The organism is Novosphingobium indicum (genome assembly GCF_014645195.1).
Lineage (GTDB): Bacteria > Pseudomonadota > Alphaproteobacteria > Sphingomonadales > Sphingomonadaceae > Novosphingobium > Novosphingobium indicum.
The window spans coordinates 1-26,373 of sequence record NZ_BMLK01000009.1; the positions used below are offsets into that span (position 1 = coordinate 1).

The following is a 26,373-nucleotide window of genomic DNA, read 5'->3' on the forward strand; positions in this document are numbered from 1 at the left end:
CGCTGCGGTGAGAGGCCCTCTAAAAGCACCCCTCGATTCGGTCAAACACTTTCTTCAAAAAAGTTTTGAAAAGTTCCGAAGCGAAGGAAAACCGTGAGTTTTGCGCTCCTGAACTTCAATATGGGGCGATTCCGCCCGGTTTCAAGCCATGATCGAACGCGAGGCGATTCCCCTGCCCTGTAACGGCCTGCCCTGCCGCCAGTTCACACCCTTTGTTTACCATGCAGCGCTAATCCTGAGGCGTGCACAATCGGGCGCCCTTTCGCGCCGCAAACAACCGGGAACCGTTCATAGATGCCGACACCGGCGATCAGCGTTGCAATGAGCGTCTACAACGGCGAACGCTTTCTCGCGCTCGCCATAGAGAGTGTATTGGCGCAGGAGTTCACCGACCTCGAATTCCTGATCGTCGACGATGGCTCCACCGATTCCTCCCCGCAGATGATCCGCAGCTATGCGGAATTGGATTCGCGCATCCGCCCTATCCTTCGCGAAAATCGCGGGTTGATCGCGAGCCTCAACGAGATGATTGAGACCGCCCGTGCCCCGATCATCGCACGCATGGATGCCGACGACATTTGCCGGCCCGACCGTTTCGCCAAGCAGATAGCCTTTCTGGAACAGCATCCCGACTACGGCGTCGTCGGCAGCTGGAGCGAGGATATCGGCGAATTCGGTGAGCCGCTCACACGAATCGGCATGGCCGACCATCCACTGACGCACGAGCAACTGCTTCAAGCCATCGAATTCGGCGGACAGCTCATCTGTCATCCTGCGGCGATGTACCGGCGCGACATCGTTCAGTCGGTGGGCTGCTATCACGCCGCCTTCCGGCATTGCGAAGACCTCGACCTCTGGCTGCGGCTCGCCAGCGTGACCAAGCTGGGCAATATCCCCGAACGGCTTCTCCGCTATCGCCGATATCCCGGCCAGGTCTCCTCGCGCCATGCCACCGAGCAGCAGATCGGTACCGCCGTCGCTCAGGCCGCTTGGCGCGAGCGCAAGGCCGGACGTGCCGATCCGACCGAAACGCTCGACCGCCTCCCCCCTATCGACGACCTCGATGCGCTCTTCGGCCGTCCGGGCATCTCTCATCAGGTTCGCGAGCAAGTCGCATTGGGTCTGCGCTATTCGGCCAGCGCCATGCGGGACGAAGGTTTCGACCTGCTGGTTACACACCTGCGCGAAGGCGGTCGGCGCGACGGCATGTGGCGCACTGTCCTGCGCCTGCTGCGTTTCGGCGAGCCGCTGCGTGCGCTACGTCTGGCGGCAACGCTGACCAAATCGCAGGCCGCCTGAACCGGTGGCAGACGAATCCTCCTCGACGCCCGAGGCCGAACCGGACAACGGGCGCGGAACCGGCAGCGTGAAGTCTGCAGCGCTGTGGGCTGCGGCGAGCCAGTATTCGCAGTTCGCGCTGCAATTCATCACCTCGGTCATCATTTCGCGCTTCTTCCTGAAGCCCGAGGAGATCGGCCTGTTCTCCGTCGCGCTGGCGACCGCGATGATCCTGTCGATCATTCAGGACTTCGGGCTGACACGCTATCTGGGGCGCCATCCCACGGCGGACGAGGACACCGTCCGACATTGCACGGTTATTGCGGCCTCCTTCTCCTTCATCCTCGCCGCGCTGATCCTGGCCATCGCCTGGCCGATGGCCGCGTTCTATTCCGAACCGCGCCTGCTCCCGATCCTCGGCCTCATCGCCGCCTCCTATCTGCTCAATCCGTGGAGCATCGTTCCGGTCGCCCTGCTCTCGCGCAAGCTGGACTTTCGCGGGACGTTCATGGTCAACGCCTCGGGCGCGGTGGCCAACAGCGGGAGCGCACTGGCACTGGCGGCAATGGGATTTTCAGCAGAATCGCTCGCCTGGGCCATGATCGTGCAGGCCGCCGTGCGCGCGGTGATGGCCCAGATACTTCGCCCGACGCCGTTCACCTTCAAGGTGCGCCTCGCTCGCGCCAAGGAGATCATCGGTTTCGGCGCGAGCAGCGCGCTGCTCTATCTCTCGGGCGGGATCGGCATGCGCACGCCCGACCTTATCGTCGGCCGCATGCAGGGCATGAGCGCGGCGGGCCTCTATAGCCGCGGCGTCGCGCTGGCCGCTCAGTTACACTACCTCGTCGCCGGCGCCGTCGGCGCGATCTACTACCCGACTTTCGCGCGCCTGCGCGAGGAGGAAAAGGATCTGGGCCCCTACTACGAGCGCGTAGTCGCGGCGCACGGCGCGATCGTCTGGCCGGCCATGGTGCTGCTTGCCGTCCTTTCGCAGCCGGTGATCCTTCTGCTCTATGGCCCCAAGTGGGTCGATGCCGCTCCCCTGCTTGCCTATGTGGCGCTGGCGGAGTGCTTCTTCGTTGCCGTGCCGCTTCACATGGATCTTCCGATCCTGCTCGGCCGCCTGCGCCAGCTTCTCTATTTCAACCTTGCGGATACCGCCCTGTCTGTTGCCACACTCATGGCCGGCGCTGCCATCGGTGTGGAAGCGGCAGCTGCCTCGCGCATCGTCTACGGCTTGGGCTGGTTCCTTCTCTATGCCTTCTGGATGCAGCGTCTGGTCGGCTTCTCCTGGAGCAAGGTCCTTCGCATCTACACCGCCAGCCTTGGCGTCGCGCTGGTGACGATCATGCCGGCGCTCTATTCCGTGTTCGTCTGGCGCAGCCCCGGCACTCTGGGCTTCGTCGATTTCACTCTTACCGCGGCCGCCTCGGCGCTGGCATGGCTCGCCGCGATTTTCGCGCTGCGCCATCCGGCCCGCGAGGACCTTGTCGGCATGGCCCTCCACATCCTCGGTCCCTTGCGCGAGCGCCTCAAACTCCGCTTCGCCTGAAAGTGGCGCTCTTCCCGCAATTGTGATAATAATGTTTCACAAGGAAGAGCAGGTGCGTAATTCGCCTGCGGGAGAGGGATATGTCTGGAACCGCATTGGCCCTGGCTCTGCTGATTGCCGACCCGGTGATTCTGGGAAGCGAGCCGCTGGCGATCACCGAAGATACCGACATTGCCGGCGAAACCCTGCAGGGGCAGGCCGACCGCGATCAGCGCATGACCGTGGACGTCGCGGTTCAGGGCCACGGCCCCTATCGCTTTCTCATCGACACCGGATCCCAGCGCACCGTGGTCTCGACGGCCGTCGCCGGTAATCTCGGCCTGACTCTCGGACCGCGCGTGCGCATCGTCGGCATGGCCGGGCGCGATCAGGTCGACACGGCCCAACTGGACAGTCTCGATATCGGGAGGCAGTCTTTCTACGGTCTCACGGTGCCCTTGCTCGAAGACCGGCACATCGGCGCCGACGGCATCATCGGCACCGACAGTCTGCAACACCAGCGCGTACTGCTCGACTTCGCGAAGAACACCATCACCATTGGCGAGCGGCACGAACTGGGCGGAAACCGGGGATACGACATCGTCGTGCGAGCCCGCCGGCGTTCGGGCCGCCTGATCATGACCAATGCCGACATCGACGGTATTCGCGTGAATGTCGTCGTGGACACGGGGTCGAGCATAACCGTAGGTAACCGGGCGCTCCAGCGTGCGCTACGCGACAAGCAAATGGGCGAGGCTACCCTTTCCAGCGTCACCGGGCACACGATCTCGGCCAATATGGGTCTGGCGAACCGGCTCAATATTGGCCGGCTCAATGTCGACAACGTGCTGATCGCCTTTGCCGATGCGCCGGCGTTCAAGGAACTCAAGCTCGACAAGCGGCCTGCGATCTTTCTCGGCATGCGGGAAATCCGTGGGTTCAAGCGCGTCGCCATCGACTTCGATTCGCGCCAGATCCTGTTTGACCTGCCACAGTAGCCATCGCGGCGATTGTTTTACGCCGCGTCTGGCCTAAATAGCGCCGATGCCGCCAGATACAGCCGTTCACGATCCTAACGCCCGCCATGACGGGTGGCGCACCCTGCTGCGCTTCCTTCCCTACCTCTGGCCGCGCGACAACAAGGCCCTGCGCTGGCGGATCGTCGTCGCCTGCCTTTTCATCCTCGCCTCGACCGCCGCCCAGCTTATCCTGCCCTATCTGCTCAAGTGGGCGGTCGACGCAATGGGCGCGACGGGGCCCAAGCTGCTGCAACTGGCGATGTGGACCGTGCTTGGCTATGCCGCCGGCCGCTTCGCGCAGACCGCTTTCAACAACCTGCGCAATATCGTTTTCGAACGCGTCGGGCAGGATGCAACGCGGGCTCTGGCGGAAAACGTCTTCGGTCAGTTGCATCGGCTCTCGCTGCGTTTCCACCTCGGCCGGCGGACAGGAGAAGTCACCAAGACCATCGAGCGCGGCACCAAGAGCATCGACACGATGCTCTACTTCATGCTGTTCAACATCGCGCCGACCGTGCTGCAGCTTCTCGTCGTCGCGGTGATCTTCTGGCTGAATTTCGGCCCCGGCCTTGTCGCCGCGACCGCAGTGGCGATCGGCGCCTACATATGGGTAACCCGCACGATCACCGAATGGCGCACCAAGCTGCGCGAGCAGATGAACCGCCTGGACGGGCAGGCCCTCGCCCGCGCGGTCGACTCGCTGCTCAACTACGAAACGGTGAAATATTTCTCCGCCGAAGCGCGCGAAGAAGCCCGCTACGCGAACTCGACCCGCGCCTATGCGGAAGCAGCCGTGAAAAGCGAAAACTCGCTCGGCATGCTGAACATTGTGCAAGCCGTCGTGGTCAATCTGCTGATGGCCTTCGCGCTCGCCTGGACGGTGTGGGGCTGGTACCAGGGCAAGTACACGGCGGGCCAGCTCGTTTTCGTACAGACCTACCTTACCCAGCTGTTCCGACCGCTCGACATGCTTGGCATGGTCTATCGCACGATCCGCCAGGGGCTGATCGACATGGCCGAGATGTTCCGCCTCATGGACACCGATGTGGAGGTCTCGGACAAGCCCGGCGCGCCCGCACTGATCATTCGCCAGCCCTCCGTGGCGTTCGACAACGTGATGTTCGGCTATGACAAGGATCGCACGATCCTCAATGGGCTGTCCTTCGAGGTGCCTGCCGGCCGCAACTACGCCGTCGTCGGACCGTCCGGCGCGGGCAAGTCGACCCTCGCGCGCCTGCTGTTCCGTTTCTACGATCCGCAAAGCGGTCGCATCCTGATCGACGGGCAGGATATCAAGGAAGTCACTCAGGCCTCCGTGCGCGCGGCCATCGGCATCGTTCCGCAGGACTCCGTGCTGTTCAACGACACCATCGGCTACAACATCGGTTATGGCCGCGAAGACGCCACGCAGGCCGAAATCGAAATGGCGGCCCGAGGCGCGGCACTGATGGGGCTGATCGACCGGCTGCCCAAGCGCTTCGACACCGAAGTCGGCGAGCGTGGGCTCAAGCTATCGGGCGGTGAGAAGCAGCGCGTGGCAATTGCCCGTACGCTGGTGAAGAACCCGCCGATCCTCGTCCTCGACGAAGCGACCAGCGCACTCGACACCCGCACCGAGCAGGACATTCTCACGACGCTGCACCGCGTAGCCGAGCATCGCACCTCGATTTCCATCGCCCACCGCCTTTCGACCATTTCGGACGCGGACCGGATTCTCGTCCTGAACGAAGGCCGGCTCGAGGAAAGCGGCACCCACGGCGAGCTGCTGCGCTATGGCGGGCTCTACGCCGAAATGTGGTCGCGGCAGGCCGCCGAGGCCGAGGAAATGGGCGAAGCGGCAGAGTAGCGGCAAGCCGCTCCTGACCATCGACGGGTTGCGCGAAACGGCCCGATGAGGCATGAGCGCCCGCGTATTTTGCTGCGGGTGCGAAGACGCCTGCCTTTTTCCGAAATCGGCCGAGCCTGCATCTGCGCGTGGCGCGGCCCTATTGCGGCTGGACTGTGAGATGGCTTTTTTCAGCAACTTCCGAGAGGACTGGTTCGGAAACATCCGGGCCGACATTCTTGCCGGCATCGTCGTTGCCCTCGCCCTGATTCCCGAAGCAATCGGCTTCTCGATCATCGCCGGCGTCGATCCGGCCGTGGGCCTCTGGGCATCGGTTGCCATTGCCATCGTGATCTCGTTCACCGGCGGTCGCCCCGGCATGATCTCGGCGGCGACGGCATCCGTGGCGGTGCTGGTGATCCCGCTCGTGCGCGAACATGGCGTAGACTATCTGTTCGCAGCCACGATCCTCATGGGCGTTTTCCAGATTCTGGCCGGCCTGCTGCGGCTCAACCTCGCGATGCAGTTCGTGTCGCGCTCGGTGATCACCGGCTTCGTCAATGCGCTGGCGATCCTGATCTTCATGGCGCAGCTGCCACAGCTCATGGACGTGACCTGGCACACTTATGCGATGGTGCTGGGTGGCCTCGCGATCATCTACCTGTTCCCCCGGATCACCACGGCAGTACCCTCCCCGCTGGTGTCGATCATCGTGCTTTCCGCGCTGTCGATCGGTTTCGGGCTGCCGGTCCATACGGTGGCCGACATGGGCGAACTGCCCTCGGGCCTGCCCAGCTTCGGCCTGCCGAACGTGCCCTTGACTTGGGAGACCTTCCGGATCATCGCGCCCACCGCCGGCGCCATGGCCGCCGTCGGCCTGCTCGAATCGCTGCTGACCGCACAGATCGTCGACGACATGACCGACACCGATTCCTACAAGCGCTACGAGTGCCGGGGTCAGGGCATCGCCAATATCGTGGCGGCCATGTTCGGCGGCATGGGCGGCTGCGCGATGATCGGCCAGTCGGTGATCAACATCACTTCGGGCGGGCGCGGGCGCCTTTCCTCGTTCGTCGCCGGGTTTTTCCTCTTCATTCTGCTGGCCGTGCTTGGTCCCTACGTCGGACAGGTACCGATGCCTTCGCTGGTGGCGGTCATGATCATGGTGTCGATCGGCACGTTCTCGTGGAACTCGATCCCCAACTTGCGCCGTCACCCGTGGCAGAGCTCGGTCGTCATGATCACCACGGTGGTTGTCGTCGTCGCGACGCACGACCTCTCGCTGGGCGTCGGTGCCGGCGTGCTGCTCTCGGGCATCTTCTTCGCCCACAAGGTGCAGCGCCTGTTCCGCGTCGAACGCGAGATCAGCGCAGACGGCCGGACCGCGACCTACATCATCTCGGGCGAGATCTTCTTCGCCTCGGTCCACCGCTTCGTCGAGCAGATGCAGACCGATCAGGAAACCGCGCCCAAGGTCGTCATCGACATGACCCACGCGCACCTGTGGGACATTTCCTCGGTCGATGCGCTGGACAAGATCGTCGGCAAGCTCGCCAAGGGCGGCGCCGATGTGCAGGTTATCGGCTACAATCAGGCGAGCGCCGACATCGTCGACAAGTTCGCCCTGCACGACAAGACCGGCTTCGAACTGGGCACTGTGCCGCACTGAGCGGCAGGGAAAGCAAATCTCGCCTTTCCGATAGATTGGAAGGCGGGGCTCAACGAACCCCGCCTTCTTTTTGCGTAAAACCGTGCTTCAAACCGAATCCGGATAGACCGGCTTGATATCGACCGGGATCGAGCCCATCGATTCAATCGCCGCTTCGGCCTGCGGATCAAGCTTGGCCCACTTGGCCATGAAGGCCTTGGTGCCTTCGTAATCGCCCTTGGCCTGCAGCATCAGGATATCGTGCAGCAGGCTGCGCACGCCTGCCTCCATCTTCGCATCGTCGACCACATAGCGCTTGGTCGCCGGATCGTAGGTGAAAGCGCCATGATCACGCAGGTAGGCGTATTGCAGCGCGGCGCCCTTGCCATGAGCCTCGACCGCACCGAAGCGCACCGCGCGGAAGATGCCGGTGAAGTAGGTGGCGAACAGCTGCGGCTTCTCGGATGCCGGGATCTCACCCTTGTCCATCATCAGCAGGATGTTCCAGACACCAGCAACATCGGCCTTGGCCTCTTCCAGCGCCGAGCCCTCCTCCTTGAGCATCTTGTCGACGGTGGTCTTCTCGCCGTTCACCGTAATCGTGCCCGGCCCGAGGCTGTGCGACAGCTCGTGGAACAGCGTCTCGTACTGCATGTACTTCTTGGCCACGAGACCGGCCTGATCCGGCTTGAGCACGAGCGCGCCCATCGGCTTCAGGATACGCTCGAACTTGGCACCCAGCACGTTCGACAGGATCACCTTCTTCGCGCCCTTGGCCTCGCGCACGCGCTCGTCATTGGGCAGGTTGAAAGCGATGGTCTGCACGCCGGGTACGTTGTCGCCGCCGCCGTGGACCTGTTCGGCCACCGCGATAGGGCTGGCGAAACCGCGCTGGAAGTTCTTGTACTGATCCTCGATGGGCAGGTTCGCTTCCATGTCCTTGAGATAGTTCTTGTACTTGGCGAGCGCGGCGGACTCTTCCGGGTCCTTGAGCGTCACGAAGCTTTCAAACGCCGTCTTCGCGCCCATCAGGCGGTCGGTATAGACCTCGTAAGGCCCGATCGCGATTTCGATGGGGGTGTCCTTGAGGTCCATCCACGCCAGTTCGCTCTCGAAATAGTCGTCGTCGAGAAACGCCTTCGCCCGCAGGCTCAGGAATGTCTTGAGGCTGGGATTGCTGGTCCTGGCCGCGGCCTGTTCGAGAAGCTTGGCCGCCGGTTCCAGCCACTGCCGGTATTCCACCGAGTATGGCACGGCGACCAGTTTGTCCCCTTCCCGCTTCACCACGGTGTAGGGGCTGAGCAGTTCGTCCTTCTGATCGGGATGTGCCGCGATATAGGCCTGCAGTTCCTCGCGCGTCATGTCCGCGGGATAAAAGCCCGCCCCTTCGGGCATCGGCGTCGAACCCCAGAAGGGGTTCAATTCAGCCAGTGTGTCCCAAGGGCCGAAATTGCGGTCGAACATTTCGAGCAGAAGGTCGCGGTCCGCGCGGCGATTTACCGAGATCGCACGGCGGATCTGCGGGTTCTCGGCATAGCGCTGGCGCAGATAGACCTCGTCCAGCAGGTCCGACGCCTTGATCAGCAGGTTCACGACCTCGCGCTGTTCGGCATTGAGGAAGCCGGTTTCGACATCCATGTCGATCACCGCCAGCTTCGCCTTCTGCGCGGCAAGATTGTGGTCCGGTTCGGCCGGGGCCTCTGCCGGAGCCGCAGGCGCGGAGGCCACCTCCGAGGACGCCTGCGCACAAGCCGCGCTCGCCAACAGCAGCGCGGCAGAAGAAAGATATCGAGTGGTATTCATGGGGGGATATTCCGTCATATCAGCAATGACGGCACCCTAGCCCCCTGCCGCCCGGGTGCAAGCCCGGCAGCGGCACTGCTCCACGGCCTCAGAGCGGATCGAATTCCAGGTGCAGGCTCTTCAATGCGCGCAGCACGTAAGTCGGCTCGTACTCGAAATGCCGTGCGCCTTCGGGGCCATGGTGCGCTTCGGACAAGCGGATATTGCCCATTCGCGCGAGCAGCCGCTCGATGCTGGTCGCCACCTCGCGGCGGGCCAGCGGAGCGCCGATGCAAGTATGTGCGCCGCGCCCGAAGGCGAGGTGCTCCTTGAGCTTGGGGCGGTCCATGTCGAAGGTATGCGGATCGGGGAACCGGCGCGGATCGCGGTTGGCCGCCATGTGACTCATCAGGATCGGTGTGCCGGCCTTGATCTCCACCCCGCCCAGCGTCGTCGTCTTCTGGCAGATGCGTCCGCCGCTCTTCACCGAGCCGTCGTAGCGCAGCAGTTCCTCGATAAAGGTCTCGATCCTCTTCGGGTTCGCGCGCAGTTCCGCCTGAATGTCAGGTCTCGTCGCGATGACCTTGAAGCCGTTGGCCAGCAGGCGGTTAGTGGTATCCTGCCCGGCACCGAACAGGAACGCGGCCAGCCCGGTAACGTCCACCAGCGACGGCTTCGACCCATCGGGAAAGGTCGCCTGCGCCAGTTCGTTGAGAATGTCTTCGTGCGCCAGCAGACCGCGCAGGGGCGTGAGCAGCGGATGGTTGGCGATGCGCCGCCGGGCGATGAGGCCGAACAGATCCTTGCCCACCGGGACAAGGGGGTTCTTCATCATGTCTTCCTTGGTCGCATCCATCGGCACAGGTAGCGTGCCTTCGAGCAGACGCCGGCACTTTTCGCGCATCTTGTCCGACAGGCCGAGCAGATCGGAAATGACGAGCGCGCCGTAAGGCCCGCCGTACTGCCGCACGATGTCCACTTTGCCATCGGCGTGGAACTCGTCGATCAGACCTTCGGCCGTGGCCAGTAGCTGCGGCTGCAACTGCTTGAGGCGGCTGGGCGTAAACAGGCGCGAGAGCACCGAACGTAGGTCGGCATGCCGGTCTCCGCGCTCGGCAACGATCTGGTCGGCGAAATCGATATTCTTGCGCGCCGCCTCGAGTTCGTCGGTGATGTCGTCGCCCTTAGGCGTGAAGGGCAGTTCCACCAGACCGCCGGTGACGGCATTGATCTCAGAGAAATGCTCGGTGTCGAGCATCAGTTCGATGGTTTCTTCGTAGCCGACGACCGCCACGGCATCCCGATAGGGCAGCTTCACGACCGGCCCCTGTTGGCGAAGATAGTCGAAATAAGCGTGCGGATCGTCGACCAATGAGACGTCCGTGTACCAATCGGCGTTTTCGTAAGACACGCGCCCACTCTCCCGTACTTTATGATCCTTCGTGTATCACAAATACCGGCTCAGTCAATGTGCAGAGACGTGCTAGAGGCTCGGGTATGACACCCGTCGAACCCGTTCTCCCCCCTGCCCTCGATCTGATCGGGATTGCCGTTTTCGCGCTGACCGGGGCGCTGGTTGCCGCGCGCTTGCAGCAGACTTTCGTGACCGTCGCCTTCTTCGCGCTGGTGACCGGCGTCGGCGGGGGATCCTTGCGCGACCTGCTGATCGGCGCGCCGGTCTTCTGGGTGCACGATCGCACCGTAGCACCGGTATGTCTGGCCGTCGCGCTAGTGGCATGGTTCACACCGGTCCGCTGGTGGGAAGGCCGTTTGCTGGAATGGGCGGACGCGCTGGGCGTCGCCGTCTATTCGGTGCTCGGCACGATCAAGGCGCTGGCCTGGGGCGTGCCGATCGTTCCGGCCATCCTGATGGGCGTCGTCACCGGATGCGTCGGCGGCATCATCCGAGACGTTCTGGCGCACCAGCCATCCATCCTGATGCGCCCCGAACTCTATGTAACCGCGGCCGCGCTGGCGGCGGTGCTGGCCGCCGCCGGCATGACCCTGGGTCTGGCCCCCTGGCTTACCTGGGCTGTCGCCGTAGCCGGGGGCTTTGCGCTGCGCGGCGCGGCGATCCACTGGTCGCTGGGCCTGCCGGCCCACAAGGGGCCGAACTGACCTGCAGCGCTAGGTCAGCGCCCGCCCATCGACCGCCACCGAGCGGATCTGCCCGCTGTCATCGACACTACAGGCATAGCCGCGCCCGTCCTCGAGCTGGCCTTCGACGCTGTAGCGTTCACCATAGCGACGAACATTGTCGACCGAACCGATCCGGCGCTCGCCGCGCTCGAGTTCGTCGGCGCAGGCATCCACGGCCGCATCGAAGCTGCCGGAGGCGGCCTGCGGACCGCCGGGATAGCTGCTTTCGCCATAGGCCGGGGGCGGCGGGGCCTCGTCATAGCGGGCATCGCTCTCGTCGTAGGCGGGGCCGCCCGGATAGCGATACTGCTCGTCGCGAGCCTTATCGCGGTTGGACTTGCTGGCGGCGCTGGCGATGGCGGCAATGCCGCCGACGATCAGCAGGCCGGCAAGCACGTCGCCGCCGTCGATGCCGTTGTTGCGGTGATGGTGGTGGTGACGCCCCCAGCGATCATAACCGCGCGCGAACACGGGCGTTGCCGTCATCGAGAACGCAGCCAGAGCCGCAAGCGAAGCAGCGGTACGTGAGCGGAAGAATTTCATCGGAGACTATCCCACACCCGGCGCGCACAGTCCGCGCCGCCCATGATTAACAGACGTTAGGCGGCTCATGCTGTCTTCGGCATGAACCGCCTGAAGTCCCAGGCCCAATCAAAGACCGCGGATCCCCTTGAAGTCGAGATCGGCAACACGGCCGCGATAATCGACCTTGCAGGTAAACCGGCCCGAATCGTAGCCACGCACCGAGCGATTCCAGCCACGATGGTCGTTGTTCCATCCGCGGCCATAGCGCCGATCACCACTGCGCCAATGGCGACCCATCGTGTTCACGGCGATGCGGCCCTCGACCTTGTAGCCATAGCGCTTGCGGTCGACGTCGCGAATGTCGGTCACCTTCGCGCGGCCACCATAGCTGTAGCGGTTGACCGTGCGCGTGGCCGCGGCAACACACTGCTGGATCGCGCTGCGCGGATTGACACCCCGGCGATAGTCATAGCGGCCACGACGATTGTCGCGCCGGTCATAGCGGCCATCCCACCGACTATCGTAGCGATAGCGGTCACGGTCGTTGTTGCTGGCGGCGGCTGCGATGGCGGCAATGCCGCCGATCACCACGGCGCCGGCAATAACGTCGCCTGCGTCGACGCCGCCGCGATCGCGTGCCTGTGCCGGAGCGGCCGCCGAAACCGCCATGGCACCGGCGGCGGCGGTTCCGATCAGAGTCTTCGTAAAGGTCTGCATGGCTCTTGTTCCTCTCTACACCCGGAACGGAATGTCCCACGATGTTTCCCTTTTACCAAAGGGGCCGTGAGGTGAGCCTGAACCCTATCTACAGACACTATTCATATTAATTGGCATTTTTCTGAACGCCGCAGCTAGCGCGGCGAAAGCCCGGTCCACTGCGCCAGAAATGCCAGGATATCCGCGCCTTCCTCGATCGCCTTGTCCGTCGGTTTGCCCGAGCCATGCCCGGCGCGCGTCTCGATCCGGATGAGTTGCGGCTTGTCGCCAAGATCGGCGGCCTGCAGGGCCGCCGTGTACTTGAACGAGTGGCCGGGGACTACGCGATCATCGGTGTCCGCGGTGGTCACCAGGATCGCGGGATAGTCCACGCCGTCGCGGATGTTGTGATAGGGCGAATAGGACCGCAGCACCTTGAAGTCCGCCTCGCGGTCCGGATAGCCGTAGTCGTCCACCCAGTAGCGTCCGGCGGTAAAGCGGTCGAAGCGCAGCATGTCCATGACGCCGACTTGCGCTACGGCCGCCGCGAACAGGTCCGGCCGTTGATTGAGGACGGCACCGACCAGCAGCCCCCCGTTTGAACCGCCCTGAACGGCAAGGCCGTCCTTTTTGGCGATGCCCTGTTCGATCAGGAATTCGCCGGCAGCAATGAAATCATCGAAGACGTTCTGCTTGTTCTCACGGCGCCCGGCATCGTGCCATTCACGGCCATACTCGCCGCCGCCGCGCAGGTTGGCCAGCGCGAAGGCCCCACCCGCCTCGAGCCACGCCATGCGCGTTGCCGAGAAGCCGGGAGTGAGCGCGACGTCGAAGCCGCCATAGCCATATAGGAGCGTCGGCACCGGCGTACCCGCTTCGGCAACCGCCTTGCTGCGAACGATGAACATCGGCACGCGCGTCCCATCCTTCGAAGTGTAGAAGCGCTGCTCGACCAGATAGGCGTCGGGATCGTAGCAGAGGCTCGGCTGGGCGAACGGCTTGCTCTTTCCGGTCTCGATATCCATCCGGTAGATCGCTGCCGGGCAGTTGAAGCTGGTGAAGGCGAAGAAGGTTTCCGGATCGCCGGGCTTGCCGCGAAAGCCCGATGCCGTGCCGATACCGTTCAGCGCCAGCTTCCGCCCCGGAGAGCCGTCGAGCCCGATGATTTCGGCATGGCTGGCAGCATCGCGCATGTAATTGAGAACGAGCTGATCGCCGACGATCCCGGCGCGTTCGAGGATATCCTCCCGCTCGGGCACGAGTTCGTACCATTCGGGTGCATCCGCTTCCAGATCGATCGAGACGAGGCGGTAGCGCGGGGCGTCCTTGTTGGTAACGAACCACAGATAGTGCCCGGCCCCTTCGACGAGTTTCCAGTCGTCGGTAAACCCGTTAACCAGCGGCCGCGCCTTCCACCCGTCGCGCTTACGATGGGCGAGATCGATCACATGCACTTCATAGCGCGCATCGGTGCCGACATGGCTGGTGATTACCGCAAGCCGGCCGTCCTGTGTCACTTGCGCACTATGGCCATGGTCCGGGTGATCGGGCGTGGCGTAGACCAGCTCGTCCTGATCCTGCGAAGTGCCGAGGCGATGGAAATAGACCGCCTGATTATAGTTGAGCGACTGGAATGCGGCGCCTTCTTCCGGAGCGGGAAAGCGCGAATAGAGAAAGCCCTCCTCGCCCACCCAGGCCAATGCCGTGAACTTGGCCCAGCGGATCTCGTCGTCGAGCATTTCACCCGTCTTCACGTCGAGAACGCGCAGGATACGCCAGTCGGTGCCGCCGTCCTGCACGCTGTAGAGCAGGTAATGCCCGTTGTCCGACGGCTCCCACGCGTCGAGCGCGGTAGCGCCATCCTTGGCCCATGCGTTCGGATCGATCAGCAACTTCGGATCACCGCCCAGCCCCTTGCGTACGAAAAGCTGCGCCTGCGGCTGCAGCCCGGTGTTGCGCGTGTAGAAATAACGCTTGCCCGCCTTCACCGGCAGGCCGAAGCGCTCGAAGTCCATGAAGGCGCGGATCCGTTCGGCAAAATGCCCGCGCTGCGTCAGCCCGGCCAGATAGCTTTCCGTGACGGCGTTCTCGCTCGCGACCCAGTCGGCTACCTCGGGCGCGTTACGCACGTCGGCTTCGAGCCAGCGATAGGGATCGGCGATCTGTTCGCCGAAGTGGTCTTCGACGATGTTGTCGCGGCGGGTTTCGGGATAGTTGATTTCAGGCATGGGTTCAGCGGTAATGGCGGCCGAGACGGCCAGCCACAAGCCCCCGATCAGCGCCCGCAGGCGGAACATGCTTCTCTCCCAATGCAAAAGCGGCCGCGAGCCTAGCACTCGCGACCGCTTTTCGTAATCCTTGCGGATGCGCAGTTATGAGCTCAGGGCTCAGGCCTCTGCGTATTCCTCGGTCTCGGCTTCAACCGGACCCGAGTCCTGCCCCTTGGCATCGGTGTCGCGGTCGACCAGTTCGATGATCGCGATCGGGGCAGCGTCCGAAGCGCGGATGCCAGCCTTGATGATACGGGTGTAGCCACCGTTGCGACCGGCATAACGCTCGGCCAGAACGTCGAACAGCTTCTTCTCCTGCGTCTCGTCCATCAGGCGCGCGTGCGCGAGACGACGGTTCGACAGGCCGCCACGCTTGGCCAGCGTGATCAGCTTTTCGATGTAGGGGCGCAGTTCCTTCGCCTTGGGCGTGGTGGTCTGGATCTGCTCGTGCTTGATCAGCGCGGCTGCCATGTTGCGCAGCAGGGCGGCGCGGTGGCTCGAGGTGCGCTGCAGCTTACGCTGACCGTACTTGTGACGCATATTCGTTTCTCCGTTCGTAGGGGGCCCGTGTAAGGTAGCCCGATCCTGGTGGCCGTTTCAGGCCGCCACCGTCCGCCCAAAAGTTCGACCCGGTGCGAACCGGGTCGACAGATTGATCAGCCCAGCAGTTCCTGCTCCAGCTTCTTGGCCATCTCTTCGATGTTTTCAGGCGGCCAGCCCGGGATGTCCATGCCAAGGCGCAGGCCCATCGAGGAAAGGACTTCCTTGATCTCGTTGAGCGACTTGCGGCCGAAGTTCGGCGTGCGGAGCATCTCGGCCTCGGTCTTCTGGACCAGGTCGCCGATGTAGATGATGTTGTCGTTCTTGAGGCAGTTCGCCGAACGGACCGACAGTTCCAGCTCGTCGACCTTCTTGAGAAGGTAACGGTTGAGCTGGTTGGCATCGCTCTCTTCCGGAGCGGCGCCACCGGCAGCCACACCGACCATCGGCGAAGCGCCGACCGGGGCAATGTCCTCGAAGTGAACGAACAGCGCCAGCTGGTCCTGAAGGATGCGCGCGGCATAGGCCACGGAATCTTCCGGAGAGACGGTGCCGTCGGTTTCGACCGTGAGGCTCAGCTTGTCGAAGTCGAGCTCCTGGCCAATACGGGCGTTCTCGACCTTGTAGCTGACCTGACGCACCGGCGAGTAGAGCGAGTCGACCGGGATGAGACCGATCGGAGCGTCCACCGGACGGTTGCCGACGGCGGGCACATAGCCCTTGCCGGTGTCGGCGGTCAGTTCCATGTTGAGCGTCGCACCCTCGTCGAGGTGGCAGATCACGAGGTCCTTGTTCATGACCTCGATGTCACCCGAAACGGCGATGTCGCCAGCCTTCACCTCGGCCGGGCCGGTGGCGGAAAGCTGAAGACGCTTGGGGCCTTCGCCCTGCATCTTGAGCGCGATCTGCTTGACGTTCAGAACGATGTCGGTGACGTCTTCACGCACGCCGGCAAGCGACGAGAACTCGTGAAGAACATTCTCGATCTTGATCGAGGTAATCGCCGCGCCCTGAAGCGAAGACAGAAGAACGCGCCGCAGCGCGTTGCCGAGCGTAAGACCGAAGCCGCGCTCGAGAGGTTCGGCAACGAAGGTCGCCTTGAGCTTGGGGTCTGGTCCCGGCTTGATCTCAAGGCTGTTCGGCTTCTTGAGTTCCTGCCAGTTCTTGATGTTGACAGTCATGGACTTCCCCTGGGATTTCGATGGCGGTTACATCCCAAAGCCTGGTGGAAAGGCCCGGGATGTTCCGAAATAACCGAGCAACGACCGGTTCGTTGCTCGGCAAAGACTCGATCAGACGCGGCGGCGCTTCGAGGGACGGACGCCGTTGTGTGGAATCGGCGTAACGTCGCGGATCGAGGTAATGGTGAAGCCCACGGCCTGCAGAGCACGAAGCGCACTCTCGCGGCCAGAACCGGGTCCCTTCACCTCGACTTCCAGGGTGCGCACGCCGTGCTCGGCGGCTTTCTTGCCCGCGTCGTCGGCTGCGACCTGGGCCGCATAGGGAGTCGACTTGCGGCTGCCCTTGAAGCCCATCATGCCGGCCGAGGACCACGAAATCGCGTTGCCCTGGGCGTCGGTGATGGTCACCATGGTGTTGTTGAAGCTGGCATTCACATGCGCGATGCCACTGGTGATGTTTTTGCGTTCGCGGCGCTTAACGCGCTGAGGTTCGCGTGCCATATCCGTGTATCCTGTCGATAAATCGCTGCAAAGACCGATGACCGGCCGAGCGGCTTACTTCTTCTTGCCGGCGATCGGCTTGGCCTTGCCCTTGCGGGTGCGCGCATTGGTGTGCGTGCGCTGGCCACGAACCGGGAGGCCCTTGCGATGACGCAGGCCGCGGTAGCAGGCGAGATCCATCAGGCGCTTGATGTTCATCGCGGTTTCGCGACGAAGGTCACCTTCGACCAGATGTTCGGAATCGATGGTTTCGCGGATCTGCAGGACTTCGGCGTCCGACAGGTCCTGAACGCGGCGGGCGTGGTCGATGCCGAGCTTGTCGGCAATTTCGACGGCCTTGGTGCGACCGATACCATGGATATACGTAAGCGCGATGATAACGCGCTTGTTGGTGGGGATATTTACCCCGGCAATACGAGCCACTTAAATCTCCATGCTCCACAGAGGCACATGCGACATGGCCCCCATCTCAACGCTGACACCCGGTAGCCATGAAACGGCAACAGACCAGTTAGGCTTCTCAGGCTGCGCTGAAATGCACATACGCCTGGGCCAACCGGCTTGCCGAAGCTGACGAGTGAAGGGCGCGCTTAGAATGATTCGCAGGGGGTGTCAACGCCCGGCGAGCCAGAAAACGCTCACTGGCCGAGAGGGGCCGCGAGCTTGTCAGCACGTATGAGCAAACTTTAACGCAACTCGGGGCCGCAGTCAAAACAACCCGCCGCATCACCGCCGCTTAACGACCGATGACCTCGTTGCCTTCGATTTCAGGAGGGATCTCCTGAAGGGGGAGAACGCCGGGAATCGTCCCCTTGCCTTCGGGTACCTCGGCCTGCTGCTCAGACCCTGGCTCGGAAAGCGGGAATGCCGCATCGAAAGCGCCGCCGAACTTGGAGACATAGCCCTTGAGCTGTTCGCCAAGCATACCATCCACCGATCCGGCGAGCTTTTCGAATGCCGAGCGCGAATACCCACCGACCACGTACTCCAACAGGATCTGCGTTCGGCTGCCCTCGCCTTCCGGCTTGAGCTGGATGGTCATGGTGCCGTTGAGCGCCTCGCCCTGCAGAGGCCCGAGTGCGCCCACCATGCGCAGGACTCGCTCCTGCTCGATGTAGACGACACGCATGTGCTCGACGCTGCCGCGCGGCGCCGCCCGCGGCGAGGTCTTGTTGGGAAGCACTTCGCAGAAGCATCCGCCGGCACGCGGCTCTATCGAGAGATTGGCCGCGTCGCCGGACCAGGTGTGGTTCGAATCCCACCACTCGGAGGGCTTGATCAGAGTCGCCCAGGCCTCATCGGGAGCAACGGAAACTTCGACGACCTGCTGAACGACGAAACCGCGATCCGATACACTCGCCACCTTGCCAACCGCCGGGACGGAAAGCCCGGCCATTGCACCGGCAGCGATACCGCCCAGCAGCATCTTGCCCACACAGCGTTTCATCGGAATCATCTCCGGCTCCCTCGATCTATCCAGCATTCACCGCCGACCTGACGCGACCGACGACGCGTACGTCAGGAAGCGAGGATCGCCTCGATCGAAGCGGTAACCTCGTCCATCTCGGCCATGCCATCGACCTTGCTCACGATCCCGCGCGCCTCGTAGATCGGCAGGATCGGTGCGGTCTTGGCGCGATACTCGGCCATGCGGGTACGTACGGTTTCGGCGTTGTCGTCCGGCCGGCGCTTGAATTCCGCCCCCCCGCACTTGTCGCAGGTACCGGGAATCTTCGGCTGCTCGAACTTGTCGTGGTAGCCCTTGCCGCAAGTCGCACAGGTAAAGCGCCCGGTAATGCGCTCAACCAGCGCCTCCTCGTTCACGCCCAGCTCGATCACGCGATCGAGCTTACGATCACGCTCGGCCAAAATGGCGTCGAGTGCCTCGGCCTGCGCAGCGGTTCGCGGATACCCGTCGAAGATGGCGCCGACATCGGGGCCCATCGCATCGAGCTCGTCGCCGATCAGCGCCGAAACGATCGCATCGGAAACCAGTTCACCGCGATCCATCACGGCCTTGGCTTCAAGCCCGGTGGGCGTTCCCGCCTTGACGGCGGCACGAAGCATGTCGCCGGTGGAGAGCTGGCGCATGCCGTGCTTCTCGACCAGACGCTGGGCCTGGGTTCCCTTACCGGCCCCTGGCGGCCCCAGCAGAATGATATTCACGCTTTACCCCTCAATATACCCTATCGCCCCAGCTGAGCCCCAACGGCCTCAGCGCATGCGACCTTTCAGTTTCGCCTTCTTGATAAGGTCACCGTACTGGTGCGCCAGCAGGTGCGACTGAATCTGCGTAATCGTATCCACAGTCACGTTGACGACAATCAGCAAACTCGTGCCACCCATGAACAGGAGCGGCAAGCCCGTCATCGACAGGAAGTACTCAGGAACCGTGCAGACGATGGTCAGGTAGATCGCGCCGATCACGGTCACGCGGGTCAGCACATAATCGAGATAATCGGCCGTGCGCGCGCCCGGACGGATACCGGGGATGAAGCCACCGTTCTTCTTCAGGTTTTCGGCAGTCTCCTCCGGATTGAAGACGACAGCCGTGTAGAAGAAGCTGAAGAAGATGATGCCGGCTGCGTAGAGCAGCATGTAGAGCGGCTTGCCGTGGCCCAGGTACTGGTTGAGCGAGATGACGAAGGAGCCCATCGTCGAATCCGGGCTCAGCGAATTGCCCGCGAACTGCGTGATTGTCAGCGGCAGCAGCAGCAGCGAGCTCGCGAAGATCGGCGGGATAACGCCGGCCGTATTGAGCTTGAGCGGCAGATGGCTGCGATCCGCCTGCATCATGCCGTTCTGCGTCGCACGCTTGGGATACTGGATCAGCAGGCGGCGGGTAGCCCGCTCGAAGAAGCAGATCAGCAGGATCATAGCCACGATCAGCGCGATCAGGCCGATGATCAGCACCGAGCCGGTGTCGCCTGCACTGTAGGCCTGGCCGAGATTGGCGGCGAACGTCGGCATCTGGGCGACGATACCCGCCATGATGATCAGCGAGACGCCGTTGCCGATGCCGCGCGAGGTGATCTGCTCACCCAGCCACAGCAGGAACATGGTGCCGCCGACAAGCGAGATGACCGCGCCGATGCGGAACACGTAGCCGGGATCGACCACGGCCTGCATGCCGCTGGAGGCACCGTAGGCTTCGAGGCTCACAGCCAGGAAGTAGCCCTGCAGCGCGCAGAGCCCCACCGTGCCGTAGCGCGTGTACTGGTTCAGCTTCTTGCGGCCGGCCTCGCCTTCCTTCTTCAGCGCCATCAGCGCCGGATGAAGCGAAGCGGCCAACTGCACCACGATCGAGGCGGTAATGTAGGGCATCACGCCGAGCGCAATCAGGCTCATGCGCGAAAGCGAACCGCCCGAGAACGTGTTGAACAGATCGAGGATACCGCCCTGCGTCTGCGAATAGAGCGATTCGAGAATCAGCGGGTTCACACCCGGCAGCGGCACGAAGCTCAGAAAACGGAAGACGATCAGCGCACCGATGGTGAACCAGATGCGCTTCTTGAGCTCGGTAGCCTTGGAAAAGTTGGCCAGGCTGAGCGAGCTGGCGATGTTGTCGGCGCGGGAAGCCATGACTTGGGAAATGCCTCGAATTATCTTGTCGGATTCGCCCTTAGCGACTGGCGTCTGCCTTGTCGAACCCCGGAACGGAACTGGCCATATAGACATTCGTGGAATGTCCGAAAGACCTGTACCCTGAAAAGCACAAGAGGGCGAAGCGCCTGGCGCCCGCCCTCTTGCCTAATTCGGTCTAACCACGCGGGCTCAAGCCTCGGCGGCTTCCTTGGCGGGAAGCGTCACCGAACCACCGGCCTTCTCGACCGCAGCCACGGCGCTCTTGGAAGCACCGGCAACGTTGAACGCAACCTTGGCGGTCAGTTCACCCTTGGCGAGCAGACGCACGCCGTCCTTGCCACCACGGGCAAGACCGGCCGCCTGCAGAGCCGCGTGATCGACGGTGCCCGAAGTTTCGAGCTTGCCGGCGTCGATCGCCTTCTGGACCATGCCCAGGTTCACTTCGGCGTAGTCCTTGGCGAACTTCTTGTTGTTGAAGCCGCGCTTCGGAAGACGCATGTGGAGCGGCATCTGGCCGCCCTCGAAGCCGTTGATCGAGACGCCCGAACGTGCCTTGGCACCCTTCTGGCCCCGGCCACCGGTCTTGCCCTTGCCCGAGCCGATGCCACGGCCGATACGCATGCGGCGGTGACGGGCACCGGAATTGTCGCGGATTTCATTCAGTTTCATAGTCTGCACTCGCTTTCGCTTTTAGTCGCGCTTGAAAGGAAGCGGCGCCCCTAGCGGATGCGCAGGCGATTGTCACGCCCCCTTTTCACCGATTCTCCGAGCCGCTACGCCTGTATCCTCCTTGCAGGCTCTTCCGGAGACCGTTCCCTTGCCCCTGACCAAAGCCGGCCGAATGGCCGAGGGCGCCTTCGGCATCAGCCCCCTGCTCCTGTTGCTGCTTGCCGCGGTGGCGCTCAGGGCCAGCACCTTCGGCGATCCCAATGTCGGCGGGGACGAGACCTTCTACCAGACTGTCGGCATCGCCATGCATCATGGGGCGGTGCCCTACGTCGATGTGTGGGATAGGAAGCCATGGGGGTTGTTCTTCCTTTTCTACCTGATCACCGGCATTTCCTCAGCCCCTGCAGGGTATCAGCTGATCGCGACCGGATTTGCCGCTGCAACAGCCTGGATCATCGGACGCATCGCGATTCGCTGGACGGACCGGCAGGGAGCGCTTCTCGCCGGCCTCGCCTACCTGGTCTTCCTGATCCCGTTTCAGGGGTACGGCGGCCAGAGCCCGGTTTTCTATAACCTGTTTATTGCGACTGCGGCCTTGCTGGTGCTGCGAGCCACTCCCGGCTTGCGCAACGGCGACGTCGACTGGCGATCTCATCTGGCAATGCTGCTTGCGGGAATTGCCATCACCATGAAGACGACCGCCTTCTTCGAGGCCGCATTCCTCGGACTATGGTGTTCTACCGCGCTTCTGACGGCGCCTTGGGCGAAACGCCCGCCGGGGCGCACGATAGTGGCCTGGGCGCTGCTCGGCGCCGCCCCCGCCTTGCTGATTGCCGCAGGATACGCGCTTGCGGGATACTGGTCGATCTACTGTACCGCGATGGTGACTTCGAACTTCACCAAGTCGCCCGACTTGACATCTTCGGCGATCCGATTCGCCATCATGTTATCGCGGATGGCGCCGCTGCTGATCGTGGCCGTGCTTTCGCTTCCGGAAACACCCGGCAACCGCCGCAGCTTCATGCTGCTATGGCTTCTGGCTGCATTCGTGGGAGTCGCGTCGGTTCCGCACTTCTTCATGCACTATGGCCTGCCGGTGCTCGTTCCCGTCAGCGTCGCCGCCGCAGCCTTTCTCGGCCGCAAGTGGCTAGGCCCGATCGCCTTCATGGTGATGGCATGGTTCGCGCTGCACGACAGCCAGGTCCTCGATTTCGATCACGCGCGGCGCTCACAGGCCGCATTCGATGAACTGACGCAGGCGATCCGGGACCACGACGATGGCGGCCCGCTCTTCGTGTTCGACGGCCCGCACCAACTCTATACGATGACGGACAAGCCCTTCCCGACACCGCTCGTCTTTACGGCCCATCTCGGGCACCTGATGGAGAGGGACGTCAGCCATCTCTCGACACTTGGAGAGGTGAAGCGCGTGCTCGCCATGCGGCCGAGCACGATCATTGCTGCCCCCCAGCCCCGGCAGGGCCCGCCGAACCTTGAGACGGACAATCTCGTCCGCGCCTATTTCCATGCCCATTGCAGGCGGGTCGCACGGGTCGACACCCCCGACTGGCTCAATGAAAGCATCATCGACGTCTGGGCCGACTGCCGCACAGGCAAGACCGCGTCCGTTTTACCCTGACGGCGAACGCGAAACGTCCGAGTTTACTTTCCGCCGAAGCCCACAAGCAGCTTGGCGCTCTCCGGCACGGTGACGCCGAAAGCATCGCGCGCGGGAGCCCACTGGACGATATCCACCGCAAGGCCGCACAATTCCTCGCCGAACTCGGGAATCTCCGCCTCGGGTTCAAGTTTGCACGACACCGAGTTCCCCTTGTCGTCGATCTCGAACAGGACGTTGTGCCGTGAGAAGTTCTGCCGGCGAAGCTGCTCGGCGTAGCGCTCCTTCAACTCGGTCAGAGCGTGATTGAGCTCCTGCAGGCTCTTGTCGTCCCAGCTCGGGTTCTGGCGCAGGCTGGCAAACTGCTCCTCGGTCACCAAGGGGCGCAGACGGCGGATCATGCCAGACCAACGCATGATACGGGCAACCTGCAGCGGCGATTCGCGGTCGATCGCGGTCTGACACGCGGCACCCGTCGGATTCGCATCGGCCCGCAGCAGCGCCTCGGCTGCCGGCCAGCGGTGATAGGCAATGGCCCAGGCCAATGGCGTCATGCCGAACATGTCCGGCGCATTCACGTCCTGATGATCGCGCCGGATGAGAACGTTGATATCATAGACCGAACCGCGGCGCGCGGCTGCCCCCAGCCCGTAGGACATGCGCGCAGGCCCAAGCTCAGCAAAGCCGAACGGCAGTTCTATCCCGCTCGTCGCCGCATCCGAGAAGTCCGGCTTGGGCCCTGCCTTTTCGACGCTGCGGCAAACATCGGCATAGGGATATCGTACATCGGAAAAGACAGCCGCATTATAGCGGCGCCCGAAATCGGTGACCTTATCATCGGGGCCCCGACCCATCGCTGCAGCCTCGTCGGGCACATAGGCGATGGCACGCACCATCCACGGCTTCAGGCCACCCAGAACCCGGCATTCCGCGCCGTATAGCTCCGTCGAAACGCCGTCCGGCGTGGTTGCGGCAGCAAGGCGGTAGTCGCCGGCATCGAGCGCCTTGCGGGCCTCGACGACAGGATCCGGTTCGGAATGAGTGGCGAGCGCCTTGAACAGCGCCTCGTCGGACTCGCGCATTGCGGCAAGAATAGCCGGGTCCGCGCGCCGGTCTCCGCAATGGGCAACAGCCGCTCCGTCTGCGTTGACGTTACCCGTCGTGGCATGCGGCGAACAGCCCGCCACCGCTACAAAAGCCAGGATCGTTCCTGCCAGTCCGCTGAACTTCAAGACCTGCTCCACCGTGGAAGTCGGGCACCGCGCATAGCACAGCCGCGCAACGGGAAAAGGGCGCAATGCCCTGCTATCCAACGCGAAAGGCCCCGGCGTTTCCACCGGGGCCTTTCTGATAGTGTGTCGATGCCGAAAGGCTCAGTCGACGACCGCAACCATGTGCGGCAGCTTGGAAATGGCACCGCGGACTTCCGCAGTGTCTTCCAGTTCGACGACCTTGTGCATCTTGCCCAGACCGAGACCGATGAGGATCTTCTTCTGGCTTTCCGGGCGACGGATCGGCGAACCGATCTGCTTGATCTTGATCTTGGCCATGATCGATTACTCCACGATGGCTTCGGCAGCGGCTTCCGCCTCTACCTCGCTGGCGCCACCACGACCGAGCAGGTCAGCGACCTTCTTGCCGCGACGCTGGGCAACCGACTTCGGCGAAGTCTGGTTGGTCAGCGCGTCGAAGGTGGCGCGGATCATGTTGTACGGGTTCGAGGTGCCAACCGACTTGGTCACGACGTCAGCGACGCCCAGGCTCTCGAACACGGCGCGCATCGGGCCGCCGGCGATGATGCCGGTACCGGCAGGCGCCGTACGGACGTTCACCTTGCCGGCGCCGAAGTGGCCACGACCGTCGTGATGGAGGGTGCGGCCCTCCTTCAGAGCGACGCGGATCATCTTCTTCTTGGCCGAAGCCGTCGCCTTGGTGATCGCCTCGGGAACTTCGCGAGCCTTGGCGTGACCAAAGCCGACGCGGCCCTTGCCGTCACCCACGACGACCAGAGCAGCGAAACCGAAGCGCTTACCGCCCTTGACGGTCTTCGAGACGCGGTTGATGTGAACCAGCTTCTCGATCAGCTCCTCGCCGCCATCGTCGTCGCCGCCACGGCCACCACGACGATCGTCACGACGGCCACGGCCACCACGGTCTCCGCGACCACGGCCGCCACGGTCTCCGCGACCGCCACCGCGACCCTCACGGGCCTCCGGCTGCGCCTGCGGTTCACCGCCCTGCGGGTGCTCAGCTGCGATCGGCTGTTCGGGGTTGGTGTTTTCTTCTGCCATGATCAGAACTCCAGCCCGCCTTCACGGGCGGCATCGGCCAGCGCCTTGACGCGGCCATGGAACAGGAAACCGCCGCGGTCGAACACCACCGAGGTAACGCCCGCCTTCTTGGCGGCCTCGGCAAGTTCCTTGCCTACGCGGGTAGCGGCGTCGACGTCCGTGCCCTTGGCACCAAGCGTGTTGGCGGCGGCGACGGTACGGCCCTGCGCATCGTCGATGATCTGCGCATAGATGTGACGGCCGGTGCGGTGCACCGAGAGACGGGGACGTCCACCGGCACGCGCACGCAGAGCGGTGCGGACACGCCGGCGACGGCGTTCGAAAAGGGAAAGCTTTGCCATTACTTCTTCTTCCCTTCCTTGCGGAAGATGTACTCGCCGCGGTACTTGATACCCTTACCCTTGTAGGGTTCGGGCTTGCGCCAGCGACGAATTTCGGCAGCGAGCTGGCCGACCTTCTGCTTGTCGATACCGGAGATCTCGACCGTGGTCTGATCCGGCGTCTTGATCTCGATGCCTTCCGGCACGGCGATGTCGACATCGTGCGAATAGCCGAGCTGCAGCTTCAGGGTCTTGCCCTGCATCTGCGCACGGTAGCCGACGCCCTTCATCTCGAGGACCTTCGAGAAGCCCTCGGTGACGCCTGCAACCAGGTTCGAGACCAGCGTACGCTGCATGCCCCAGTGGCTGCGCGCCTTCTTCGACTGGTCGACCGGCTTCACGGCGATCGAACCGTCCTCGACGGTGTAGTTCACCAGCTCGGACAGGCCCATGGTGAGAGTGCCCTTGGGGCCCTTCACGCTCAGCACGCCGTTGTCGATATTGGCAGTGACCCCACCAGGGATCGCTACCGGCTTCTTGCCGATGCGGCTCATTAGAACACCTCCGCCAGCACTTCGCCGCCGACGTTTTCGGTACGCGCTTCGGCATCCGAGAGCACGCCCTTGGGCGTCGAGACGATGGTGATGCCAAGCCCGTTGCGCACAACCGGGAGTTCCTTGGAACCCGAGTAGACGCGGCGGCCCGGCTTGGAGACGCGGGCGATGTGCTTGATAGCGGGCTCGCCCTCGAAATACTTCAGCTCGATCCGCAGCTGCGGATGGGCACCGGTGGCATCATCGCTGAAACCACGGATATAGCCCTCGCGCTGGAGAACCTCGAGCACGTGTGCACGCAGCTTGCTGGCGGGGGACAGGACGGAGTCCTTCTTCGCCTGCTGGCCGTTGCGGATGCGGGTGAGCATATCACCCAGGGGATCGGTCATAGCCATGCTTCG

Annotated in this window: 26 protein-coding genes; 7 read left to right on the plus strand and 19 right to left on the minus strand. The window is 63.3% G+C overall.

The window, feature by feature from the left end; all coding sequences use genetic code 11:
- Positions 1-294: 294 nt before the first annotated feature.
- The 5 genes from IEX64_RS10790 to IEX64_RS10810 all read left to right on the plus strand — a co-directional run bounded on the left by IEX64_RS10790 (position 295) and on the right by IEX64_RS10810 (position 7,322).
- On the plus strand, positions 295-1,299 hold the full coding sequence (locus tag IEX64_RS10790) for a glycosyltransferase family 2 protein (protein WP_188819684.1): 1,005 nt from the start codon (positions 295-297) through the stop codon (positions 1,297-1,299).
- Positions 1,300-1,303: 4 nt separating this feature from the next.
- Positions 1,304-2,830: an oligosaccharide flippase family protein gene (locus IEX64_RS10795; RefSeq protein WP_188819685.1), complete on the plus strand. Its 1,527-nt coding sequence runs from the start codon at positions 1,304-1,306 to the stop codon at positions 2,828-2,830.
- Between the two features lie 80 nt (positions 2,831-2,910).
- Complete coding sequence (locus IEX64_RS10800) at positions 2,911-3,807, plus strand: aspartyl protease family protein (protein ID WP_188819686.1); 897 nt, start codon at positions 2,911-2,913, stop codon at positions 3,805-3,807.
- 46 nt (positions 3,808-3,853) lie between these two features.
- Entirely contained in the window at positions 3,854-5,674 is a 1,821-nt protein-coding gene (locus IEX64_RS10805; RefSeq protein WP_188819687.1) for an ABCB family ABC transporter ATP-binding protein/permease, read from the plus strand.
- A 160-nt stretch (positions 5,675-5,834) separates the two neighbouring features.
- On the plus strand, positions 5,835-7,322 hold the full coding sequence (locus IEX64_RS10810) for a SulP family inorganic anion transporter (RefSeq protein WP_188819688.1): 1,488 nt from the start codon (positions 5,835-5,837) through the stop codon (positions 7,320-7,322).
- 87 nt (positions 7,323-7,409) lie between these two features.
- Here the strand turns inward: IEX64_RS10810 and IEX64_RS10815 are convergent, their stop codons facing one another.
- Together IEX64_RS10815 and IEX64_RS10820 are read right to left on the minus strand one after the other, a co-directional pair.
- Positions 7,410-9,104, minus strand: a complete 1,695-nt coding sequence (locus IEX64_RS10815; protein ID WP_188819689.1) for a DUF8614 domain-containing protein — start codon at positions 9,102-9,104, stop codon at positions 7,410-7,412.
- Between the two features lie 88 nt (positions 9,105-9,192).
- The gene (locus IEX64_RS10820) at positions 9,193-10,494 is read right to left on the minus strand and encodes a cytochrome P450 (protein ID WP_188819690.1); all 1,302 of its coding nucleotides are present in this window, start codon (positions 10,492-10,494) and stop codon (positions 9,193-9,195) included.
- Positions 10,495-10,580: 86 nt separating this feature from the next.
- Here IEX64_RS10820 and IEX64_RS10825 point away from each other — a divergent pair, with 86 nt between their 5' ends.
- Positions 10,581-11,201, plus strand: coding sequence for a trimeric intracellular cation channel family protein (locus IEX64_RS10825; protein WP_188819691.1), 621 nt, complete (start codon positions 10,581-10,583; stop codon positions 11,199-11,201).
- Between the two features lie 9 nt (positions 11,202-11,210).
- Here the strand turns inward: IEX64_RS10825 and IEX64_RS10830 are convergent, their stop codons facing one another.
- The 11 genes from IEX64_RS10830 to rplO all read right to left on the minus strand — a co-directional run bounded on the left by IEX64_RS10830 (position 11,211) and on the right by rplO (position 21,189).
- Entirely contained in the window at positions 11,211-11,765 is a 555-nt protein-coding gene (locus tag IEX64_RS10830; protein ID WP_229710195.1) for a hypothetical protein, read from the minus strand.
- A 108-nt stretch (positions 11,766-11,873) separates the two neighbouring features.
- Entirely contained in the window at positions 11,874-12,464 is a 591-nt protein-coding gene (locus tag IEX64_RS10835) for a hypothetical protein (RefSeq protein ID WP_188819692.1), read from the minus strand.
- Positions 12,465-12,598: 134 nt separating this feature from the next.
- Positions 12,599-14,740 carry a prolyl oligopeptidase family serine peptidase gene (locus IEX64_RS10840; RefSeq protein ID WP_188819693.1) on the minus strand — a complete coding sequence of 714 codons (2,142 nt, stop codon included), beginning with the start codon at positions 14,738-14,740 and terminating at the stop codon, positions 12,599-12,601.
- A gap of 90 nt (positions 14,741-14,830) precedes the next feature.
- Positions 14,831-15,253 carry a 50S ribosomal protein L17 gene (gene rplQ, locus IEX64_RS10845; RefSeq protein ID WP_188819694.1) on the minus strand — a complete coding sequence of 141 codons (423 nt, stop codon included), beginning with the start codon at positions 15,251-15,253 and terminating at the stop codon, positions 14,831-14,833.
- A 116-nt stretch (positions 15,254-15,369) separates the two neighbouring features.
- The gene (locus IEX64_RS10850; protein WP_188819695.1) at positions 15,370-16,434 is read right to left on the minus strand and encodes a DNA-directed RNA polymerase subunit alpha; all 1,065 of its coding nucleotides are present in this window, start codon (positions 16,432-16,434) and stop codon (positions 15,370-15,372) included.
- 111 nt (positions 16,435-16,545) lie between these two features.
- Positions 16,546-16,935, minus strand: coding sequence for a 30S ribosomal protein S11 (gene rpsK / locus IEX64_RS10855; RefSeq protein ID WP_132263794.1), 390 nt, complete (start codon positions 16,933-16,935; stop codon positions 16,546-16,548).
- A gap of 54 nt (positions 16,936-16,989) precedes the next feature.
- A complete protein-coding gene (rpsM, locus tag IEX64_RS10860) occupies positions 16,990-17,358 on the minus strand; it encodes a 30S ribosomal protein S13 (protein ID WP_188819696.1) in 369 nt (122 codons plus the stop codon).
- A gap of 313 nt (positions 17,359-17,671) precedes the next feature.
- Complete coding sequence (locus IEX64_RS10865; RefSeq protein WP_229710196.1) at positions 17,672-18,382, minus strand: SRPBCC family protein; 711 nt, start codon at positions 18,380-18,382, stop codon at positions 17,672-17,674.
- A gap of 71 nt (positions 18,383-18,453) precedes the next feature.
- Positions 18,454-19,101 carry an adenylate kinase gene (locus tag IEX64_RS10870; protein WP_188819697.1) on the minus strand — a complete coding sequence of 216 codons (648 nt, stop codon included), beginning with the start codon at positions 19,099-19,101 and terminating at the stop codon, positions 18,454-18,456.
- A gap of 48 nt (positions 19,102-19,149) precedes the next feature.
- Positions 19,150-20,517: a preprotein translocase subunit SecY gene (gene secY, locus IEX64_RS10875; RefSeq protein WP_188819698.1), complete on the minus strand. Its 1,368-nt coding sequence runs from the start codon at positions 20,515-20,517 to the stop codon at positions 19,150-19,152.
- A 192-nt stretch (positions 20,518-20,709) separates the two neighbouring features.
- Entirely contained in the window at positions 20,710-21,189 is a 480-nt protein-coding gene (gene rplO, locus IEX64_RS10880) for a 50S ribosomal protein L15 (RefSeq protein WP_188819699.1), read from the minus strand.
- A 148-nt stretch (positions 21,190-21,337) separates the two neighbouring features.
- Here rplO and IEX64_RS10885 point away from each other — a divergent pair, with 148 nt between their 5' ends.
- Positions 21,338-22,828 carry a glycosyltransferase family protein gene (locus IEX64_RS10885; protein ID WP_229710197.1) on the plus strand — a complete coding sequence of 497 codons (1,491 nt, stop codon included), beginning with the start codon at positions 21,338-21,340 and terminating at the stop codon, positions 22,826-22,828.
- 23 nt (positions 22,829-22,851) lie between these two features.
- On the opposite strand, the gene IEX64_RS10890 is transcribed toward IEX64_RS10885, so the two are convergent.
- The 6 genes from IEX64_RS10890 to rpsH all read right to left on the minus strand — a co-directional run bounded on the left by IEX64_RS10890 (position 22,852) and on the right by rpsH (position 26,367).
- Positions 22,852-24,039, minus strand: a complete 1,188-nt coding sequence (locus tag IEX64_RS10890) for an ankyrin repeat domain-containing protein (protein WP_229710198.1) — start codon at positions 24,037-24,039, stop codon at positions 22,852-22,854.
- 141 nt (positions 24,040-24,180) lie between these two features.
- On the minus strand, positions 24,181-24,357 hold the full coding sequence (gene rpmD / locus IEX64_RS10895; RefSeq protein WP_188819700.1) for a 50S ribosomal protein L30: 177 nt from the start codon (positions 24,355-24,357) through the stop codon (positions 24,181-24,183).
- Between the two features lie 6 nt (positions 24,358-24,363).
- Complete coding sequence (rpsE, locus tag IEX64_RS10900) at positions 24,364-25,098, minus strand: 30S ribosomal protein S5 (RefSeq protein WP_229710199.1); 735 nt, start codon at positions 25,096-25,098, stop codon at positions 24,364-24,366.
- A 2-nt stretch (positions 25,099-25,100) separates the two neighbouring features.
- Complete coding sequence (gene rplR / locus IEX64_RS10905; protein ID WP_188819701.1) at positions 25,101-25,439, minus strand: 50S ribosomal protein L18; 339 nt, start codon at positions 25,437-25,439, stop codon at positions 25,101-25,103.
- Positions 25,439-25,972, minus strand: coding sequence for a 50S ribosomal protein L6 (gene rplF, locus IEX64_RS10910; protein WP_188819702.1), 534 nt, complete (start codon positions 25,970-25,972; stop codon positions 25,439-25,441). Before rplF ends, rplR begins: the two co-directional genes overlap by 1 nt.
- A complete protein-coding gene (gene rpsH, locus IEX64_RS10915) occupies positions 25,972-26,367 on the minus strand; it encodes a 30S ribosomal protein S8 (RefSeq protein ID WP_188819703.1) in 396 nt (131 codons plus the stop codon). Before rpsH ends, rplF begins: the two co-directional genes overlap by 1 nt.
- Positions 26,368-26,373: the final 6 nt, after the last annotated feature.